General features: G+C 63.0%; 18 protein-coding genes and 1 pseudogene. 10 read left to right on the top strand and 9 right to left on the bottom strand.

The genetic code is table 11. The features are described from left to right. The first annotated feature begins 18 nt into the window (after nucleotides 1–18). Nucleotides 19–3,081: a TonB-dependent receptor gene (locus Q0R27_RS11365; protein ID WP_293944820.1), complete on the top strand. Its 3,063-nt coding sequence runs from the start codon at nucleotides 19–21 to the stop codon at nucleotides 3,079–3,081. 120 nt (nucleotides 3,082–3,201) lie between these two features. Then, nucleotides 3,202–5,346: a S9 family peptidase gene (locus Q0R27_RS11360; RefSeq protein ID WP_293944818.1), complete on the top strand. Its 2,145-nt coding sequence runs from the start codon at nucleotides 3,202–3,204 to the stop codon at nucleotides 5,344–5,346. A 167-nt stretch (nucleotides 5,347–5,513) separates the two neighbouring features. On the opposite strand, the pseudogene Q0R27_RS11355 reads toward Q0R27_RS11360, so the two are convergent. From Q0R27_RS11355 to Q0R27_RS11325, 7 genes and pseudogenes are all read right to left on the bottom strand, one after another. Then, nucleotides 5,514–5,642 (bottom strand): annotated as a pseudogene (locus Q0R27_RS11355) (transposase); the annotation flags it as partial. Between the two features lie 356 nt (nucleotides 5,643–5,998). Next, complete coding sequence (locus Q0R27_RS11350) at nucleotides 5,999–6,778, bottom strand: sulfite exporter TauE/SafE family protein (protein ID WP_293944816.1); 780 nt, start codon at nucleotides 6,776–6,778, stop codon at nucleotides 5,999–6,001. Further along, nucleotides 6,778–7,191: a TIGR01244 family sulfur transferase gene (locus Q0R27_RS11345; protein WP_293944814.1), complete on the bottom strand. Its 414-nt coding sequence runs from the start codon at nucleotides 7,189–7,191 to the stop codon at nucleotides 6,778–6,780. Before Q0R27_RS11345 ends, Q0R27_RS11350 begins: the two co-directional genes overlap by 1 nt. Then, nucleotides 7,188–7,640 (bottom strand): YeeE/YedE family protein, encoded by a 453-nt coding sequence (locus Q0R27_RS11340; protein WP_366080270.1) that lies wholly within the window; start codon nucleotides 7,638–7,640, stop codon nucleotides 7,188–7,190. Before Q0R27_RS11340 ends, Q0R27_RS11345 begins: the two co-directional genes overlap by 4 nt. Beyond that, entirely contained in the window at nucleotides 7,637–8,074 is a 438-nt protein-coding gene (locus tag Q0R27_RS11335) for a YeeE/YedE thiosulfate transporter family protein (protein WP_293944811.1), read from the bottom strand. Before Q0R27_RS11335 ends, Q0R27_RS11340 begins: the two co-directional genes overlap by 4 nt. Continuing rightward, the gene (locus Q0R27_RS11330; RefSeq protein ID WP_293944809.1) at nucleotides 8,074–9,000 is read right to left on the bottom strand and encodes an MBL fold metallo-hydrolase; all 927 of its coding nucleotides are present in this window, start codon (nucleotides 8,998–9,000) and stop codon (nucleotides 8,074–8,076) included. Before Q0R27_RS11330 ends, Q0R27_RS11335 begins: the two co-directional genes overlap by 1 nt. After that, entirely contained in the window at nucleotides 8,997–9,341 is a 345-nt protein-coding gene (locus tag Q0R27_RS11325; RefSeq protein ID WP_293944807.1) for a metalloregulator ArsR/SmtB family transcription factor, read from the bottom strand. The genes Q0R27_RS11330 and Q0R27_RS11325 overlap by 4 nt, the downstream gene beginning before the upstream one ends. A 541-nt stretch (nucleotides 9,342–9,882) precedes the next feature. Between Q0R27_RS11325 and Q0R27_RS11320 the strand changes: the two genes are divergently transcribed. Next, nucleotides 9,883–10,656 carry an SDR family oxidoreductase gene (locus Q0R27_RS11320; protein ID WP_293944802.1) on the top strand — a complete coding sequence of 258 codons (774 nt, stop codon included), beginning with the start codon at nucleotides 9,883–9,885 and terminating at the stop codon, nucleotides 10,654–10,656. A 33-nt stretch (nucleotides 10,657–10,689) separates the two neighbouring features. On the opposite strand, the gene Q0R27_RS11315 is transcribed toward Q0R27_RS11320, so the two are convergent. Both Q0R27_RS11315 and Q0R27_RS11310 read right to left on the bottom strand, forming a co-directional pair. After that, the gene (locus Q0R27_RS11315; protein WP_293944800.1) at nucleotides 10,690–11,931 is read right to left on the bottom strand and encodes a hypothetical protein; all 1,242 of its coding nucleotides are present in this window, start codon (nucleotides 11,929–11,931) and stop codon (nucleotides 10,690–10,692) included. A gap of 306 nt (nucleotides 11,932–12,237) precedes the next feature. Next, the gene (locus Q0R27_RS11310) at nucleotides 12,238–12,912 is read right to left on the bottom strand and encodes a TetR/AcrR family transcriptional regulator (protein ID WP_293944798.1); all 675 of its coding nucleotides are present in this window, start codon (nucleotides 12,910–12,912) and stop codon (nucleotides 12,238–12,240) included. A 138-nt stretch (nucleotides 12,913–13,050) separates the two neighbouring features. Here Q0R27_RS11310 and Q0R27_RS11305 point away from each other — a divergent pair, with 138 nt between their 5' ends. The 7 genes from Q0R27_RS11305 to Q0R27_RS11275 all read left to right on the top strand — a co-directional run. Continuing rightward, a complete protein-coding gene (locus tag Q0R27_RS11305) occupies nucleotides 13,051–14,223 on the top strand; it encodes an amine dehydrogenase large subunit (RefSeq protein ID WP_293944796.1) in 1,173 nt (390 codons plus the stop codon). A 2-nt stretch (nucleotides 14,224–14,225) separates the two neighbouring features. Beyond that, nucleotides 14,226–14,714 (top strand): MauE/DoxX family redox-associated membrane protein, encoded by a 489-nt coding sequence (locus Q0R27_RS11300; protein ID WP_293944794.1) that lies wholly within the window; start codon nucleotides 14,226–14,228, stop codon nucleotides 14,712–14,714. Then, nucleotides 14,714–15,313 carry a redoxin family protein gene (locus Q0R27_RS11295; RefSeq protein ID WP_293944792.1) on the top strand — a complete coding sequence of 200 codons (600 nt, stop codon included), beginning with the start codon at nucleotides 14,714–14,716 and terminating at the stop codon, nucleotides 15,311–15,313. Before Q0R27_RS11300 ends, Q0R27_RS11295 begins: the two co-directional genes overlap by 1 nt. After that, entirely contained in the window at nucleotides 15,306–15,866 is a 561-nt protein-coding gene (locus Q0R27_RS11290; RefSeq protein ID WP_293944790.1) for a methylamine dehydrogenase light chain, read from the top strand. Before Q0R27_RS11295 ends, Q0R27_RS11290 begins: the two co-directional genes overlap by 8 nt. Further along, the gene (locus Q0R27_RS11285; RefSeq protein ID WP_293944788.1) at nucleotides 15,866–16,318 is read left to right on the top strand and encodes a cytochrome c; all 453 of its coding nucleotides are present in this window, start codon (nucleotides 15,866–15,868) and stop codon (nucleotides 16,316–16,318) included. The genes Q0R27_RS11290 and Q0R27_RS11285 overlap by 1 nt, the downstream gene beginning before the upstream one ends. Next, nucleotides 16,315–16,776 carry a cytochrome C gene (locus Q0R27_RS11280; protein WP_293944770.1) on the top strand — a complete coding sequence of 154 codons (462 nt, stop codon included), beginning with the start codon at nucleotides 16,315–16,317 and terminating at the stop codon, nucleotides 16,774–16,776. Before Q0R27_RS11285 ends, Q0R27_RS11280 begins: the two co-directional genes overlap by 4 nt. 29 nt (nucleotides 16,777–16,805) lie before the next feature. After that, a partial coding sequence (locus Q0R27_RS11275) for a TonB-dependent receptor (protein WP_293944768.1) occupies nucleotides 16,806–18,358 on the top strand: 1,553 nt, incomplete at its 3' end.

Genomic DNA, 18,358 nt, shown 5'->3' with positions numbered 1-18,358 from the left:
GGCAAAAAGGGGGCTTTGATGAAAATCGTGACGTTGATCCGGCTGATTTCGGGGACATCCACACTTTCCTGGTTGATGCTTGCGGCTCCCGTATACGCGCAAGCCCCGTCGACCCAGGAAAAGGCCGCGGGCGAAGACCGCCAGGCCATCATCGTGACAGGCACGCGCATCGCGCGCCCTGAAATCGAGTTCGCCAATCCGGTGACATCGGTATCTTCGCAGATGATCGAGCAGTCCGGGAAAACCGACGTGACTTCGATCCTGGTCGATTCCCCGGCACTTGTCGGGTCTTTGACCAGCGGCTCGAATGCCGGTTCGAATTACCAGAATTATGGAGGATCATCGAGTCCAGCGAACGTCGGCACGAGCGTCCTGAACCTGCGCAACCTCGGCTCGCAGCGCACCCTGGTTCTGGTGGACGGCCGTCGGCACGTGAACGCTTTTTCGGGCGAGAATTCGGTCGACATCAACACGATTCCGGTCGATCTGATCGAGGGCGTCGATATCCTGACCGGAGGCGTCTCGGCGATCTACGGCGCGGACGGCGTCACGGGGGTCGTCAACTTCCGGCTGAAACGAAATTTCGAAGGATTGTCCGCGCGCCTTCAGTCGGGGATTTCGTCACGCGGAGATGCCGGCAATCGCTATGGCTCGGTCGTTCTCGGCCACAATTTCGCTGACAAGCGCGGAAACGTCACTCTTGCCTACGAATATAATAAATCGGACCGCTTAAATCAGCGCCAGCGCGATTATCTCGGCAATCCTGCGCGCAACCTGCAATTGTTGCGGAACGTCGATAACCCAACCCAGTCTGACGGGACTAATAATCTCAGTCTCCCTTACGACAAAATTTACTCCAACGTGAGCTGGTCGGATAGCGCGCCCAACGGGGCAGTCGATATCGGCGTTTTCAACCCCGACACGAATGCGACTGAGTTTCAGTTCGTGCCGAATTTCGATGGGGACGGTCGGCCTTACGACCGTGGCATTCAAATCCCCGGGAGCGGGGGCAGAGCCTACAACAGCACGTCGAACACGCCTACTGCGGGGTATTTCGGTGACATTGAACCGAAGATCGAGCGACATAACGTAAACTTGTTAGCAGGATACGAATTTTCATCGGCGTTGAAGGTATTCGTTGAAGGAAAGTACGTCAACACTAGTGCATTTACAGTCGTCCAACCGTCCTTTGACTTCTTTACCTTTCTGACACCTGACAATTACTATCTTCAGCAGCGGTTCGGCACGGCGGCGCCGATTGGCGCGCTTGTCAGCCGCGACAATTTTGATTTGGGGGTGCAGTCGCAATCGGCAAGGCGAAAGACTTACCGCGGCGTGATTGGCCTGAACGGATCGCTGAGTGAAGGCGATCGAAGCGGCAATCTGAAATACGAGCTTTCGTACGTCTATGGTCGCTCAACGTCCGTCCTGACGTCGAGCAACACCCGCTTGACCGACCGTTACTATGCAGCGGTCGATGCAGTGATCGACCCGGTGACAGGCAAACCGACGTGCCGGATCAATCTTCCTGGCGAAACAATCATCGACGCGAACAACTATGCCGGAATCGCCAACATCACGGGCGCTCCGGTCTCCGGCGCCCCGTTGAGCTTCAAGCCGGGAGAATGTGCGCCGCTCACGCTGCTCGGTTATGGCAACAGCTCCGAAGCCGGGCAAAAATTCGCGTTCGTTAACGACGTCACCCGCGCCTCGAGCGACCAGCGAGTGGCGTCCGGATCCGTGTCCGGGGATCTCGGTCCCCTGTTCAGCCTGCCTGGGGGCCCCATCCGATTTGCGCTCGGCGCCGAATATCGCAAGGAGAAAACCCGTTCGACGCCATCGGCGTTCGCCCAAGGCGGCTTCTTCGACGGCGGGAACCAGACCCTCCCGAGTGGTGGCCAATTCGACGTCAAGGAAGCCTATGGCGAAATAAACGTCCCGCTGCTTGCCCATCTGCCCTTCGCCGAGGATCTATCATTCGGAGGCGCCATTCGTTTTTCCAAATATTCGACGATCGGATCGACGACCACCTGGAAAATAGACGGGACTTATTCGCCAGTGCGCGACATCACGTTCCGTGGCACGGTTTCGCGCGCGGTCCGTGCACCCAATATTACCGAGTTATTCAGCCCGCGGCAGGGCGTTCAGACCTTCCTGAATGATCCGTGCGATCCGACGAACCTTCCTGAGGGAACTCAATACCGTGCGGCAAACTGCACGGCGACGTTGACTGCGCTGGGGCTGAGTCCGGGACAGATCGCGGCGTTCAGTCCATCAACCGACCCCAGGCAGAGCACGAGCCAGCCCGGCCTGTCAGGCGGAAACCCCAACCTGCAGGCAGAAACGGCGAAAACGTGGACGGCGGGCATCGTTCTTCGACCGCGCTTCCTGCCCGGGTTTTTCGTCACCGCCGATTGGTATGATATCAAGTTGACGAATGCGATCAACACGCCCGACGTCAACGAAGTGTTCAAGCTTTGCGTTGACCAGTCCACGCTCCAGAATGTTTTCTGCAACGGCTTCACTCGGTCGCCAACCACTGGATTCATCAATTCATACACGACCCAAACGTTGAATGTCGCCGGGTTCAAGACGTCGGGTCTTGAACTCAGCGCGGCCTACCGGCTCAATGTGTCACCGGCATTCGGCCGCTTGAATTTTCGCCTGTCAGGGGGGTACCTGCATGATCTCACCTTCCTCGCAACTGTTGGAGGAAAGCCAGAACAACAGCGTAACCGAACCTATCGCCCCAAATATAGCGGCAACCTGGACGTCAGCTGGCTTCATGGGCCGCTCACGATCAACTATGGCCTTGCCTGGCAGGGGAAGACCGAGCGATATACTATGATACAGCAAGCGGCGCATCCGAACTATGACCCGCGCTACGTCATGTACAAGGAGCGCTGGGAACACGATATTCAACTGAGCTTCGATGTACAAAAACGCTTCACTCTCTACGGCGGGGTCAATAATTTCACCGATCAGCAACCCGATATCGCGGCAGGCTTTGGTTATCCGGTCAGCGCAATCGGGAGGTATTTCTACGCTGGCGCCAAGATAAAACTGGGAAATCTTTTCTAGAACATTTGCGACCGAGGGGTGCCCGGCGCGAAGGTAGCGTGGCGCAGTTCGCGTCGGGCCCAACGACGTCAATCAACAGACGATCTTTTACGCTGCGCTATCGAACCAAAGGAAATTCGGATGCCCCGACCAAGGACGCTTGCCAGTTCGCTGGTGGTTTCGCTGCTGCTGGCTGGAACAGCGCTCGCTGGCACCCGGCCAATCGGGCCCGACGATATCGCGATGGTCAAGAGTGTCGCCGATCCGCAGGTCGATCCCACCGGGACTTGGGTCGCCTACACCGTGTCGGCCACCGACGTGAAGGGCGACAAGACCAACTCGCATTTGTGGATGGCGCGCTGGGACGGCAGCCGCACCGTCCAGCTAACCAGCCGCAAGGGCGAAAGCGAAGCCAAGCCGCGCTTCAGTCCGGATGGTCGCTTTCTCGCCTTCATTTCGTCGCGAGGCGATGCGCACGATGCCGACCAGCTGTGGCTGATGGATCGCGCTGGGGGCGAAGGCGCGCGCCTGCCCGGAATCATTGGATCGGTCAGCGACATCGCCTGGTCGCCCGATTCCAGGACGATCGCGTTGGTCGTGCTGGATCCCGACCCTGACAAAAAAGCCGATGCCGATTCTGATGCCGATACGACGACGCCTTCCCCGGCCAAGCCGGGCACCGCGAGCCCGCTTATTACCGATCCGTCGGTCGCCTTGCCAGCCGCGCGAGGTCGTGCCGAGGAGGCCGAGACAAAGAAGCATGATGACGAGAAGCCAAAGCCGATCGTCATCGATCGCTTCCAGTTCAAACAAGACATCGACGGCTACCTGCGGACCCGCCGCCAGCGGTTGTGGATCTATGACATCGCCACGCATGTCGCGCGACGACTGACGACAGGTGACTTTGACGAGCAGCTGCCGGCATGGTCTCCCGACGGCACGCGCATTGCGTTCACCTCGCACCGCGACGTCGATCCCGATAGAAACTATGACAGCAATCTTTATCTGGCCGCGGTCGCTTCTGCCCCGGTCGAGCCGCACAGCCTCACGACCTTCAGCGGCGCCGATAATTCGCCCGAATGGTCGAGCTATCCGGCGTGGAGCCCCGACGGGAACCGCATCGCCTACCTGCAGGGTGGGCCCCCGCAGCTATTTTCCTATGGTGTCCACACGCTGGCGGTGGTTCCAGCCAACGGAGGCGTGCCAACCGTACTGACCCCCGCGCTCGACCGCAACGTCTCCGATCCCGTCTGGAGCGCCGATGGCAAGTCGATCCGCTTCATGGTCGAGGATGACGAGACGGTGCGCATCGCGCAGGTCGGCGCGGCGGGGGGCACGGTGCGCTCGGTGGCGGATGGCTTTCGCGTATTTTCGGCGCCATCGCGCGCAAAGGGCGACGCGCTTTCGGTGCTGGTGAGCACACCGTCGGCACCGCCCGAAGTCTACGCGGTCGAGCGCGGCGGCGCATTGCGCCAACTCAGCCATCATAACGACGCGTGGCTCCGGGACGTCGCCATCGCGCCTGTTACCCGTACGGTGCTCACTTCGAAAGACGGCACGTCGGTGCACGGTTTTCTCGTCATCCCGCCCGGCGCCGTGGCCAAACCCTTGCCGACCGTGCTCTTCAACCACGGCGGGCCGCAGGCGCAATTCGACGCCGGCTTCAACATGAGCTGGCAGATCTTTGCCGGGCACGGTTACGCCGTCGTTTCGACCAATCCCCGCGGTAGCACCGGACGCGGCGAGTCCTACGCCAAGGCCTTGTTCGGCGACTGGGGCGGGCCGGCTGTGCCCGATGCATTGGCTGCCGTTGACGATGCGGTCGCACGCAGGATCGCCGATCCGGGGCGACTCTACGTCGGCGGCTGGTCATACGGAGCGATGCTGACGAACTATTTGATCGCCTCCGACACGCGCTTCAAGGCGGCGGTCAGTGGCGCCAGCATCGGCAACGCGCTCGCCGGCTATGGCACCGACCAATATATCCGCGATTATGAAGCCGAATTGGGAACGCCATGGGCGAACATGGATAAATGGCTCAAGGTCAGCTATCCCTTTTATCACAACGACCGCATCGTCACGCCCACCTTGTTCATGGGCGGCGAGAAGGACTTCAACGTGCCGCTGCTCAATTCCGAGCAGATGTATCAGGCACTGAAAAGCCGCAATATCCCCGCCGAGTTAGTGATCTATCCCGGAGAATTTCACGGCCTCAAACGACCGAGCTTCCTGGCAGACCGGATGCGGCGATGGTTGGCATGGTACGACGGGCATGGGGGGCTGTGAGAAGTCAACCGGCGCATCAAGAAAATCGTTGCCCCCGCTATGGTTTGTTCGGCGGCTTTCGGGTGTAGCAACTACCGCTCTAAACGACGAGAGTTGGCCGCAAAGCAGCCAGGGACCGTATCATCGTTGAATGTCCGCTATGCGCATCGGCACTCTAGGGCCAAGACTCATAACCACCAGATGATGGTGGCGGCGAGGTGGATGTTGCCGAGGAAATTGGCGGCGAGTTTGTCGTAGCGGGTAGCGAGGCGTCGGCAGTCCTTGAGGCGGCAGAACATCCGCTCGATGGCGTTGCGGCCCTAGGAGAGAATACCAGTTTTCTGTGCGCTCCAAGCTAAAACCGGTCGGGGCTACAATCTGCGAAATTAAGCCGTCCGGTAGATTTGCGCCCAGTATCGGTCGTTGCCGGTCACAATGGTCGCGCCTGAAAGCCGTCATCGGTTCGCGAAAAGCAAACAACGTTGGCTCATGGCTGGGTTGACCGTTTCCGCTATTTTCCGGTCTGAAACGGTCGCAGTCTTATGTCCGGTACCGCAATGAAAAGGTGGCAACCGCCGTTATTTTGTCCTGCGAAAAGACAATTCGTAGGTCCTCGTTCCGTTTGTCAGATCGCCGCTGATGGGGCTGCTGTCGGCAAACCGGCCCGTTTACTTCAGAAGATAGCCGCCGCGCTTTTCCACAACATGTAGGCGGCTACGAGGAATATCAGCGCGGCGAAGACGCTGGTCAGATGGCCGCCGGTCGAAAGCCGCTTGGCAGCCCGTGTGCCAGCCAGGCTACCGACGATGCCGCCAGCAACGAACACCGCAGCTAGTGTCCAGTCGATCAGGCCTGAGCCCGCGTAGTTAAGCGCGGTGGTGAGGCCAAAGGCGGTGACTGCTACCAAGCTGGTGCCGACCGCATTGATCATCGCCATGCCGGTCGATGCGACGAGGCCGGGAACAATCAGGAAGCCCCCGCCGATCCCGAAAAAGCCCGAGAAGAGTCCCGTGCCCAGCCCAAAGGACAGGACCTTGGGCGCGTTTGTCCGGTCGCACGCAGCACCCTCGACCCCGACGTTGCGGCGTCCCCTCAGCATGAGGATCCCGACGACGACCATCACGATCGCGAACAGGAACAGCAGGCGCTGCCCGTCGAACGCCTTGCCGGCGGTTGAACCAGCGAAGGCACCGGCGATGCCGGCGGCAGCATACATCAGCCCGCAACGCCAGACGACTGTGCGTTGCCGGGCATGGTTGATGAGCCCGATGGCGGCGTTCGCGGCAACTGCCAGTGCGCTGGTCCCGATTGCGACATGGGGGTTCTTGATGCCGACGAGATAAACCATCAGCGGCACCGCGAGGATCGATCCCCCGCCGCCTACCAGTCCGAGCGAGAAGCCGACGAGGCTACCGGACAGAGCGCCGAGAATCATTTGGAAGGTGGTGAGCATCAGCGTTCCATCCGGTCGCGCAGCGGTGCGAGGTCATAGCCCTGAGCGGCGGCGACGGCGATCCGCTCGTCGACGCTCAATCCGTCCGGATTGGCCAGTCCCCACAGCATCGCCGAGCGAGTCCCGGTCCGGCAGAAAGCGGCGATCGGGATCGGCAAGTCGCGCAGCGCATCGGCGAAGCATTCCACGTCGTCGGCGCCGATCTGCCCGGGAACCACCGGGATCTGGCGGGCCGACATCCCGTGTCGCTCGGCTTCGGCGACGAGCGAGGACCACGCCGGCTGGTCGGGCCCCTCGCCTTCGGGGCGATTGCCGATGATCGACTTGAACCCGCACGCGGCAAGGTCGGCGACCTCAGCGATCTCGATCTGCGGTGTCACCGACAGGTCGGGGGATAGGGGCTTCAAATTCATGCGGCACCTTTTTGCATCAGGGAGGGAGTGGAGCGGGGCAGCAGGCGATGGATCGCCATGCCGGCAAGCATCGCCACAACGAACGGCAGGACCGCGGCGGGGGTGAGGGCGAGCGAGGCGATCGCTGGACCCGGGCACAGCCCCGCAAGGCCCCAGCCGATGCCGAACAGCGCGGAACCGCTGATCAGCCGGACGTCGAGGTCCGAGCGGCCGGGAAGGACGAACTTCTCGGCGAACAGCGGGTGCCCCATTTGCCTTCGCAGGCGCCAGGCGACGGCCATGACGAGCACTGCTCCGCCCATGACGAAGGCGAGCGTCGGATCCCATTGCCCGAACAGGTCGAGGAAACCACGCACACGCTGCGGGTCGGTCATGCCCGAAACAGTAAGCCCGGCGCCGAACAGCGTCCCTGCCGCAAGCGCCGGGATCAGGCGGCGTGCCGCGCTCACCGGCCGGTTCCGATGTGCGAAAGGACGAACACCGTAGCCACTCCCGCGGTGATGAAGGTCGCGGTGGCGACAAGCGATCGCTGCGACAGCCGGCTGATCCCACAGACGCCATGCCCGCTGGTGCAGCCGCTGCCGAGGCGCGTGCCAAACCCGACGAGAAGTCCGGCTGCGATTAGCAATGGCATTGTGGTGAAGTCTGCAGGCTGCCAGTCGGTCGTGCGCGCAATCAGCAACGCTCCGATGGGTAGCCCAGACAGGAAAGCCCACGCCGTCCCCAACGGCATCTCACCGCCGAGCCCGCTCGCCCGCGCGGCGATGCCCGACACGCCGGCAATGCGGCCGAGCCCCAGCAGCATTAGCGCCCCGGCAAGCCCGATCAGCAGGCCGCCGATCAGTCCGTGCAGCGGCTGGGCGGAAGGAAAGGCACCGAGCATCACAGCAGGTCGAGCGGCAGCTTGAGGTAGCGAACGCCATTTTCCTCGGGCGGGGGCAAGTGCCCTGCGCGAATGTTGACCTGAAGCGCGGGCAGGATGAGCTTGGGCATCGACAACGTCGCGTCGCGTGTCGTCCGCATCGCCACGAACTGGTCCTCGCTAACCCCCTCATGAATGTGGACGTTGGCGGTACGCTCGGCCAGAATGGTGGTCTCCCAGGCATAGTCGTCGCGGCCCGGTGCCTTGTAGTCATGGCATAGGAATACGCGCGTGGCGTCGGGCAGCTGCATCAGGCGGCGGACCGAGCGGTAGAGGTGATGCGCGTTACCGCCGGGGAAATCGCACCGCGCCGAGCCATAGTCGGGCATGAACAACGTATCGCCGGTGAACAGCGCGTCGCCGACGACATAGGCCATGTCGGCCGGGGTGTGCCCGGGGACGTGAAGCGCGATCAGCGGGATCCCGCCGATCATTAGCGTATCGCCGTCATCAAGCAGGCGATCGAACTGCGAACCGTCGCGGGCAAACTCGGTGCCCTCGTTGAAGACTTTTCCGAAGACGTTCTGGACCGTGGTAATGTTGCGCCCGATGGCGAGCTTCCCGCCCAGCTTCTCCTGAAGATAGGGCGCCGCCGACAAGTGATCGGCGTGAGCGTGGGTCTCGAGGATCCAGGCCACCGTCAACCGTTCGGCCTCGACATGGGCGATGATCGCATCGGCCGACGCGAAGCTGGTCCGGCCCGACGCGTGGTCGAAGTTCCACACGCTGTCGATGACCGCCGCCTGCCTGGTCAGGGGATCGCTGACCACATAGCTGATGGTAAAGGTCGGCTCGTCGAAGAACGCCGTGACCTGCGGTGCGTGAATCGATCCGCGCATGACCGCATCGACCAGGGCGGTCGCATTGGCGATGGGGGTGTCTGTCATATCTGGGCTCCGCTTTCAGCACGGCCGAGTGCCGGGCAGTAGAGGTCATGAAGAGTGGCGAGGAGGGCGAGCACCCGCGGCTCCGCGATTCGATAATAAACCGTCTGCGAACTCTTGCGGGTCGCGACCAGTCCTTCGGCACGAAGCTTGGCGAGATGCTGGGACAGGGCCGATTGGCTGAGACCGATCCGATCGACAAGCTCTCCGACCGACAGCTCACCAGCCTCGCTCAGATAACAAAGCACCAATAGCCGGCCTTCGTGCGCAATCGATTTGAGCACGGCGACTGCTTCGGCAGCCTGACCCGCAAATCGGGCGAGTTTGGGAGGTATCATGACCATCGCTCTTTTTATAAGATAATCCTAATTTAGAGATTGCTTAATTATTGTCAAGGCTCACCGTCGCGCCAAGCTCTGCGCTCCGCCATCGCCATCCGGTGACCCTGCCCAGCACCTCGGGCGCGCCTGTCTTCGCTGACGGTCATCACTCGCGCTGTACGGGGCGATGGCCTAGGTGACTGGCCGCCTGACCGTTCTCGCCAATCGCACCTACCGGCATCTGCTAGCCGCACAGGTCATCGCTTTTGCTACGGCACGACTGAGTCGACGGTGCAATCCGAGGGGCTGGGAATGAGCGGATACGGCGTGAAGGGCGGCAGGTGGCATGTCGAAGATGACGTCCTCCCTGATTTTTCAGCCAGTTTGAAGGTTAGTTTTCCGGCATTGTGATCCTGTTTGAAGAAGGAGCATGCCGTGAAGAAGTCGAGGTAGGCTGACGAGCAGACATACGTCCTGCTTTCAACAGCCGGCCTGCCTGCGCTAGACTCACCATTCGCCCGCGCTAAGGCTGCCGCAAGGAGCATATGCCAGCAGGAGCGCAGTGATGAAGACAGCCGTGGTCACAGGAGCCGCTCAGGGTGTTGGTCTGGTAACGGCCCAGATGCTGGCGCGCAGCGGCTATCATGTCGTGCTGACCGATCGCCAGCCGCTCGATACACTGGTGGACCGCTTGCGCGAGGAGGGTCTCAGCGCCGAGGGAATAAGTGGCGATATAGCGTCTGCGGACTTTATCGCAGAGCTCGCCGCCTGCGTTGCCGCGAGCGACGGCGCGGCAGACGTGCTGGTCAACAATGCGGGGATTAGCTGCATCGCACCGGCCGAGACGACCAGCCTCGAGCAGTGGCAGACGGTCATGGCGGTCAATCTGCAAGGGCCGTTCCTGCTTTCGCAGGCGTTTGGCCGGCAGATGCTGGCGCGGGGTAGCGGCAGTATCGTCAATGTCGCCTCGATCGCCGGACTCGGCGGGGTGATCCACCGCGCCGCCTACAATGCCTCCAAACATGGCCTGATCGGCTTGACGCGCACACTCGCTGCCGAGTGGGGCGGGCGCGGGGTGCGGGTCAACGCGGTTTGCCCGGGCTGGATCAAAACGGAAATGGACGTCGCCGATCAGGGCTCGGGATCCTATTCGGATCAGGACATCATCAACCGGGTACCGATGGCCCGCTTTGCCAGTCCCGACGACATTGCCTCGGCAATTGTCTTCCTGGCCGGGGAAAGCAGCGGTTTCATCAACGGTGTGAGCCTGCCGGTGGATGGCGGCTGGCATGGCGATGCCAGCTGGGATGCACTGCGCATCAAGGCCCGAAGTGGATGATCTTGCCAAGGGAGACGTTCGTCAGGTGAAAGGTCAATCGAGCAGCGCGTCGAACCACCGCTTCTGGTCAAGCACCCCGAACACAAACACCCCGCGATGATCGGCGTCCGCCCCCGCATCGATCGCCTGCGCCGCCGCGCCGCCAACCAGTGCCTGCGTCGCTACGGGCAGCTTGCCGATATACTCGGGCGTCACCTCGTCGCGCCCGCCATAATAAGTCCGCAACCGCGTCACGCTTTTCCAGCGATAGCCCTGGCTGTCCTGCAAAACTCGCCAGTACGGCGTCTGGCCCGTCAACCCGCTCGCGGCAAATTCGGGGCGGATAAACGCGCCAAGCTTCGACGGTGTCGCCGCCGCAAACGCCTCCCATGTCACGCTGCCATCATACAGCCCCGCTGCCCATGCCAGTAACTCCGGCCGGATTGCCGACGCCGCCAACCCCGGCGCCTGCAGATAATATTGCTGCGCAAACAGCTGCAACGCTGCGCAGCCGGGCAAATACACCGGATCGATGGGCTGAGGATTGTTCATCCAGCGATTGGTCATCAGATACAGATCGACGGGCGCACTCGCCGCCGCCGCCGCCGTCACCTTGATCCCGAGTTGTTCGAGCTTCTGCAAAAACACCATTGTTGCCCAGCCGCCCTGCGACCAGCCGCTGACGAACAGCTTGCCCGGCGTGACGTCGAGCGCACCGAGCACGTCGCGCGCCGCAAACAGCATATCGGTCGTCGCCTGTTGCGTACTCGCCTTGACGAGATACGAATCGGGCAGATCCGAAACGCCGCGCCCGAAATAATCCGCGCCAATCACCACATAGCCCTGCGCAGCAAACGCCGCGATCATGATCCGCGTTTCGGCCGAATTTTCGGGCTGCGATGGGACCCACGCCTTATCGAACACGGTGCCGTGCTGGTACGAAACGACCGGAAGCGTCTGCCGTCCATGCGAACCGGTTTCGGGCACCGCGACCAGCCCCGATGCCACCGTCGGCCGGTTGCCAAGTTCGGGCACCACCGAAGCATAGGTCACGCGGTACAGCCGCACGCCATATTTCGCGCGCGCAAACTTGCCGACGAACGCCCTGGGCGTTGTCGAACTCGCCATGAACGCCGCAAGCTCGCTCGACAGGATCGTGTCGAGCCGTGCGGTGTCATAGCGCCCGATCAATTCATAGCGCACCTTCGACGCCACTGCGACCGGCGCTTGCGCATACCCCGCCTGCGCCGGCAGCACCCCGAGCACCAGCCACGCAAAAATCGCGATCATTTTCATCGGCAATCTCCCCGATCCGGCCCTAGCCCGAGCGTCAGTGCAGCAGCAAGATCCGGCCCGAGCTGCGGATTTTTTGCAGGCTGTTCGATCGTCAGTGGCTTCATCCCTTCGCGTTGGCGGATGATGGTATCGGCCCGTCCGAAGCAGCCATCCGCAGGCGTCACGTTGCGCAGGCTATCGTGGAAGCTTGGTGGTTGCAGTGCGGAACGAACGCCTCGATCTGGGCCTCGAGTTCACCGGGCAGGGAACGCCTCGGTGGCATCCGCCGCGCAAAGGCACCCGGATTGGCGTGCCAGGAATTCCGGGTTAGCCGTCCCTCAGTTCGCTGCTGGTAAGCGTTCGCGCCAGCGATACGAAGCTCTTCGCGGCGATCTTTTCGATCCAGCGCATGCGCGGCTCGAACGGTTTGCGGTAACCGGCGAACATCGTCATTCCCTCCATCGAAGCCGAGATGAATAGCGCCAGCACTTCGCGTTCTTCATCTGGCAGCGACGGATTAAGCTCGGCAATCAGCTCGTTGAGCACCGCCCGGGCGCGCACATAAAGTTCCTGCACGCGCTCCATCACGAACGGGTCGTGGTTCGACATCGCCCATAATTCGGGGAAGACGTGGCTCGTCTTCTTGGTCCGGATGTCCTCGAGAATCAGCGTGCAAATTTCTTCGAGCCGGGCTTCGGCGCTCGCTCCTTCCTCGTGCTGGATGGCCTCGAACTGGACGATGTAGCTGCGAATGATCGCGTCGAGCAGCGCCCGGACGAGCTCCTCGCGAGTCGGGAAATAATAGGTGACGTTGCCGAGCTTTAGCCCGCACGTCGCCGCGATCCGGCGCATCGTCATCGCCTGGTGACCATGATCGACCAGCAGGTTTAGCGCCGCCCGCAGGATCTGCTCATAGCCGTCGCGGCCGCGCGCATACCCCCCTTCGCGCTCTGGAATATCGAGGTCGGGTACCTGGAATTTAAGCGGAATATCTTGTGGCATGCGACCCGCCGTAGCGACAAAAAAGCTTTTTGCAAAAACTTGTCTAGCGACCAAATTTGGTCACTTGACTAGTTTCCGATTCAGGCAGTAACTTCAGCGCTACGGTGGATTTCCCACCGCTGACGGGGGGCTATCCGAATGGTCAGGCGATCCGGTTCCTTGGTGATTGCCGCGACACTCGCGTTGGCCGCGAGTCCGCTGGCTGCCGCCCCGTTCGACAAGCCGCTCGCCGAAGAGACCGGCTCGAGCGCCACTCTTCCGTCGGTTTATCCGCACAATTGGGTCGTCGTCGGCGACTTCAACTTCAATTCGATCGTCGACGGCCGCGGCGTGGTGGTCGACGTCACCTCACCGTCGCAGCCGTTCAAGGGCATGTTCCGCGCCTCGCAATTCGCCGAGACCCTGATCGCGACGAGCCGGCCCGAAATCTACACCGCCGAAAGCTTTTACGCCCGCCTGTCGGAAGGCGCGCGGACCGATGCGATCACTATCTGGGACAAGGCCACGCTGAAGTCGAAGGGCGAGATCGTCCTTCCCGGCGGAAAGCGCCAGCAGATACTCACCTACAAGAACACCTTCCAGTTCACCAACGGCGAGAAGTGGGCGCTGGTCACCAATTTCACCCCGGCCCATTCGGTGACCGTGGTCGATCTCGTCGGCCGCAAGCTGCTCGGCACGATCGACCTGCCGGGCTGCTCGATGGTCTATCCCACCGGCCCGCGCGGCTTCACCACCTTCTGCGCCGATGGGACAATGACCAGCATCGCGCTCAATGCGGTGGGCAAGGTCGCCGCGACGACCACGACCAAGCCGATCCACGACATCGACCGCCAGGCGATGTTCGCCATGCCGACGATGGTCGGCCGCACCGGCTGGTTCGTGACGTTTGGCGGGATGCTGCGCGGGTTCGATTTCTCGGGCGCGTCGGTCAGGCCGATGGATAGCGATTTCTCCGTCGGCACCGCGCCCGGCGCCGCACCCGAATGGCGCCCGAGCGGGTGGCAGGTGATCACCAGCGACGCCGCCGGCCGGCTTTATGTGCTAATGAGTCCGGCGGGCAAGGAGGGCAGCCACAAGGACGGCGGCACGCAGGTCTGGGTGTTCGATCCGGCAAGCAAGACCCGCGTCGCCGCGATCCCGCTCAGGGACGGCGGCGGCACCTCGATCGAAGTGACCCGCGAGGACCGGCCGCACCTCGTCGTCGCGCGCGGAGACGCCGCGATCGACGTCTATGACGCGACCAGCGGCGCCTTCGTCCACTCGCTCGGTAACCGGGTCGCGCTCAATCCGATCACCCTGACGGCGATGTGACGATGGCCGAACTCGCGTTATTCCTCGCCCTGCTCCTCGCCGTGTCCGCGGGTCACAAGATCGTCGCACGCGATCGGCTCGGACAAGCCGCCGCCCGCCTTGCTGGCGTTCCGCAACCGCTCGGCCAGGCCTTGAGCAACACCGCCGCCGCAGTCGAGCTCGCCGCCGCGCTGGCGCTGCTGTTCCCCGACACCCGCCCGATCGGCGCTCTCCTCGCGGCGGTCCTGTGGTCCGGCTACACGCTGCTCCTCGCAAGGCGGATCGGCAGCCGGCTCGATTGCGGCTGCTCGCTGAAACGCAGCGAAAAGCCGATCACCGCGCTTCACCCGGCCCGCGCCGGGCTGCTCGCCGCCTTCGCCGTACTGGTCGCGTTTGTGCCGGCCACGCCCGCGACTCTTCTCACCCCATTCGCCGCCGCAGCCCTGCTCGCACTCTACTTCGCCGCCGACGAACTGATCGCGATCCCCCGCCCCGCCTGGAGTGAAGGCTGATGCTTGCTTCGCAAATCCTGCTGTGGATCGCCGTGCTGGTGCTCGGCACGCTGGTCGCCGCACTCGCCCGCCAGGTCGGCATCCTCCACGAACGGATCGCTCCCGCCGGCGCGTTGACGCTTCATCAGAATCTGACCACCGGCGACGCGGCCCCGGCAATGGAGCTTCCGACGCTCAGCGGCGAAACAATCGCAATCGGCGGCCAGCGCGCCGCGCGCAGCCAGCTGATCTTCTTCGTCTCGCCCGATTGCCCGGTGTGCAAGTCGCTCCTGCCGGTGTTCAAGTCCGCCGCCCGCGCCGAGTCCGACTGGCTCGACGTTGTCCTGGCAAGCGACGGCGACGAGCCGGCGCAGCGGCGAATGATCCTTGCCCAACAGCTAGCCGGAATTCCGTTCGTCCTGTCGGAAGACCTTGGCCGCGCGTTCGGTGTCTCGAAGCTGCCTTATGCGGTGCTGATCGACGAGGCCGGCCGCGTCGCCAGCCTCGGCCTCGTCAACAGCCGCGAGCATCTCGAAAGCCTGTTCGAAGCCAAGGAACGCGGCGTCGCCTCGCTTCAGGACTATCTCGCCGCGCGATCGAAGGACGTAACCAATGGCTGATTTCGACCGCGTCGCCGAACGATTGTCGCGCGGCGTCGCCCGCGCCACCTCGCGCCGCAGCCTGCTCGCCTGGGTCGGCGGGGCGATTACCGGGGCGGCGGTCATCCCGGTCCTCCCGGTGTCCCGCGCCAATGCTCAAGGCGCCCACGCCGGCGGCAACCCGGCCGGTAGACCTCCGGTGACTTCAGGCAATATGCAGGACCCGGGTGACCGCAGCCAATGCGATTACTGGCGCTATTGCGCGATCGACGGCTTCCTCTGCACCTGCTGCGGCGGCACCGTCAGCACCTGCCCACCCGGCACAGAAATGTCGCCTATCACCTGGATCGGGACCTGCACCAACCCCGCCGACAAGCGCGCCTACATCATCAGCTACAATGATTGTTGCGGCAAAAGCTCGTGCGGCCAGTGCCTGTGCAACCGCAACGAGGGCGACCGCCCGCCGGTCCGCCCGCAATCGAACAACGACACCAACTGGTGCCTCGGCACCGCCAGCCAGGTCTATAATTGCTCGACCGCCGTCCTGCTCGGCGTCGCGATGGAACCGCGCTGATGCGCGCCGTTCCGCTCGTCGCTTTCATGCTTGCCTCGTTCACCGCCCCGGCTCTGGCGTCGCCCGACGGCAAGACGATCTACGCTCGCTGCGCCGCCTGCCATTTGCCGACCGGCACCGGCGTACCCGGCACCTTCCCGGCGTTCGACGGCGACTTCAAGCGGCTGTTGGCAAACCCCGCCGGGCGCCGCTACCTCGCGCTGGTCGTCATCCACGGCGTGTCGGGCACGCTGACGATCGACGCCAAGACCTACCGAGGGGCGATGCCGCCACAGCAACTCGACGATGCCGGCGTCGCCAACGTCCTCAACTTCATCGCGACCGGCTTCGCCAAGGCCGGCAAGACTTATAAGCCGTTTACCCCGGCCGAGGTCACCAGGATCCGCGCCAGCGGGGCCACGCTCAACTCGTCCGCCGTCGCCGCGCTCCATCCCCTCGCCGGAGGCAAATGAGTCCATCTCTCGCCTTGATGATCGCATGCGGCGCGCTGTTCGCGATCGCGGCGACCGGCGGGGAGGGTTCGCTCGCGCCGATGCGCGGCGTCGTGAGCCCGGCCCAGGCGCACAACGACTATATCCTCAAATGCCAGGGCTGCCATCGCCCCGACGGCAGTGGTGACGCCGCCTCCAACCCGCCGCTGACCGGTCAGGTCGCGCGCTTCCTCGCCGCACCGGGTGGCCGCGATTACCTCGGCCGCGTGCCCGGCGTTGCGACCACCGACCTCGACGACAAGCGCCTCGCCGACCTGCTCAACTGGACGCTGTACCGGTTCGACCGCGCGCACGTCCCCGCCAATTTCAACCCTTATGACGCGGCCGAGATCGGCCGCCTCCGCAAGTCGCCACTGCGCGCCGACGCTTCGAAGACGAGGGCCGATCTTGTGGCCCGATTGCCCGGGGAAAAACGCTAAAAAACGCCGGGCGAACAGGGGGAATGCACGTGACAAATTACCGGACTCTGATCATCCCGCTCCGCGCCACTGTGGCCTTGCCACTGATCGCGCTGGCCAGCGTCGCAGCCGCTCAAACGCCTGCCCCGGCCAATCCCGCAGCCGACCCCAACGAGATAATCGTAACGGCGGCCAAGCGGTCCGAGAACCTCCAGTCGGTCCCGATCTCGGTCTCGGCGATCACCGGCGACGCGCTGTCGAAGAGCCGTGTTACCCAGGTCGATGAGCTCGTGACCAAGATTCCAAACCTCCAGCTGACCTCGACCGTCGGCGACAATACCCCGATCTTCGCCCTGCGCGGCGTGTCGATGTCGGACTACAGCCTCAACCAGGCGAGCCCGGTCGCGACCTATTATGACGAGGTCTACAAGGGCAATTTCGCGCTGCTCGGCGTCGCCCTGTTCGACCTTGAACGGGTCGAGGTGCTGCGCGGTCCGCAGGGCACACTGTACGGCAAGAACACCACCGGCGGCGCAGTCAATCTGATCAGCCGCGCACCGAAGCTCCACGAGGCCAGCGGCTACCTCAACATCGGATATGGCAATTATAATCGCACCGATTTCAACGGCGCGATCAACATACCGCTCGGCGACACGCTGGCGCTGCGCGTGGCGGGCACCTTCGCCCGCGCCGATGGCTGGTTCAAGAACGTCCTCCCCGGCAAGCCCGACCTCGCCAGCGTTCGCGAATATGCGGTTCGCGGCTCGTTGCTGTTCGAGCCGTCTGCCGGGGTGCGCTTCATCTTGCGCGCGGCGACGAGCTACCAGAACCCGCGCAACTACGGCATCTACGCGCAGCCCGAGGCCGTGGTCCGGCCTGGTCTTGGCCGCCGCCAGATCGCCGCCAACGTCACCGACCGGCGCATCGCCAAGACCACCTCGGTCTCGCTGACGGGCAACATCGACGTCGCTCGCGGCCTGACGCTGACCAGCATCACGTCGTGGGACAAGGGCCGGCTTAAATTCTACGAAGATACCGATGGCCAGGCCATCCAGTTGCTCGAAATCCCTTACGTCGATCGCGCCACCCAGATCGCGCAGGATCTCCGCCTGACGAGCAACTTCGATGGCCCGTTTAACTTCATCATCGGCGCCTATTACAACCGCGAGAAAGTCTTCAACCAGACCACCTTCGAAATCGGCAAGGACATCAACAGCGACGGCTTGCCAGGTGTGACCGCCAACGATTGCGCGATTGGATTCCCGCTTGGCTGCCTGTTCGACAATAGTTTCGACCAGCTGAAAAGGAGCTACGCGGGCTATACCGACGTCAATTTCAAAGCGACCGACCGGCTGACCCTGCGCGGCGGAGTCCGCTTCACCAACGACACCGGCCAGCAGACCAATTTCCGCTCCGACGCGCTCGGCCCCGACCATGTGCTGGTCGTTAATCTCATTCCGCTGTCGTCGTTGCGCTTCAAGACCAACAATGTGTCGGGCAAGGTCGGCGTCGACTACAAGCTTGGCCACGGTAACATGGTCTACGCCAACTATTCGCGCGGTTACCGCGCGCGCAGCTTCAATGCTCAGGCGTTTTTCGACCC

Source organism: Sphingomonas sp. (genome assembly GCF_025362505.1).
Classification (GTDB): Bacteria; Pseudomonadota; Alphaproteobacteria; order Sphingomonadales; family Sphingomonadaceae; genus Sphingomicrobium.
Note: the sequence above shows the minus strand (reverse complement) of the source record. Positions and strands in the feature narration are given on the sequence as shown.

What these genes read in the sequence shown, in the direction of transcription:
- Q0R27_RS11365 (WP_293944820.1), top strand. Translation starts at nt 19, where the DNA reads ATGAAAATCGTGACGTTGATCCGGCTGATTTCGGGGACATCCACACTT.
- Q0R27_RS11360 (WP_293944818.1), top strand. Translation starts at nt 3,202, where the DNA reads ATGCCCCGACCAAGGACGCTTGCCAGTTCGCTGGTGGTTTCGCTGCTG.
- Q0R27_RS11350 (WP_293944816.1), bottom strand. Translation starts at nt 6,778, where the DNA reads ATGCTCACCACCTTCCAAATGATTCTCGGCGCTCTGTCCGGTAGCCTC.
- Q0R27_RS11345 (WP_293944814.1), bottom strand. Translation starts at nt 7,191, where the DNA reads ATGAATTTGAAGCCCCTATCCCCCGACCTGTCGGTGACACCGCAGATC.
- Q0R27_RS11335 (WP_293944811.1), bottom strand. Translation starts at nt 8,074, where the DNA reads ATGCTCGGTGCCTTTCCTTCCGCCCAGCCGCTGCACGGACTGATCGGC.
- Q0R27_RS11330 (WP_293944809.1), bottom strand. Translation starts at nt 9,000, where the DNA reads ATGACAGACACCCCCATCGCCAATGCGACCGCCCTGGTCGATGCGGTC.
- Q0R27_RS11325 (WP_293944807.1), bottom strand. Translation starts at nt 9,341, where the DNA reads ATGGTCATGATACCTCCCAAACTCGCCCGATTTGCGGGTCAGGCTGCC.
- Q0R27_RS11320 (WP_293944802.1), top strand. Translation starts at nt 9,883, where the DNA reads ATGAAGACAGCCGTGGTCACAGGAGCCGCTCAGGGTGTTGGTCTGGTA.
- Q0R27_RS11315 (WP_293944800.1), bottom strand. Translation starts at nt 11,931, where the DNA reads ATGAAAATGATCGCGATTTTTGCGTGGCTGGTGCTCGGGGTGCTGCCG.
- Q0R27_RS11310 (WP_293944798.1), bottom strand. Translation starts at nt 12,912, where the DNA reads ATGCCACAAGATATTCCGCTTAAATTCCAGGTACCCGACCTCGATATT.
- Q0R27_RS11305 (WP_293944796.1), top strand. Translation starts at nt 13,051, where the DNA reads ATGGTCAGGCGATCCGGTTCCTTGGTGATTGCCGCGACACTCGCGTTG.
- Q0R27_RS11300 (WP_293944794.1), top strand. Translation starts at nt 14,226, where the DNA reads ATGGCCGAACTCGCGTTATTCCTCGCCCTGCTCCTCGCCGTGTCCGCG.
- Q0R27_RS11295 (WP_293944792.1), top strand. Translation starts at nt 14,714, where the DNA reads ATGCTTGCTTCGCAAATCCTGCTGTGGATCGCCGTGCTGGTGCTCGGC.
- Q0R27_RS11290 (WP_293944790.1), top strand. Translation starts at nt 15,306, where the DNA reads ATGGCTGATTTCGACCGCGTCGCCGAACGATTGTCGCGCGGCGTCGCC.
- Q0R27_RS11285 (WP_293944788.1), top strand. Translation starts at nt 15,866, where the DNA reads ATGCGCGCCGTTCCGCTCGTCGCTTTCATGCTTGCCTCGTTCACCGCC.
- Q0R27_RS11280 (WP_293944770.1), top strand. Translation starts at nt 16,315, where the DNA reads ATGAGTCCATCTCTCGCCTTGATGATCGCATGCGGCGCGCTGTTCGCG.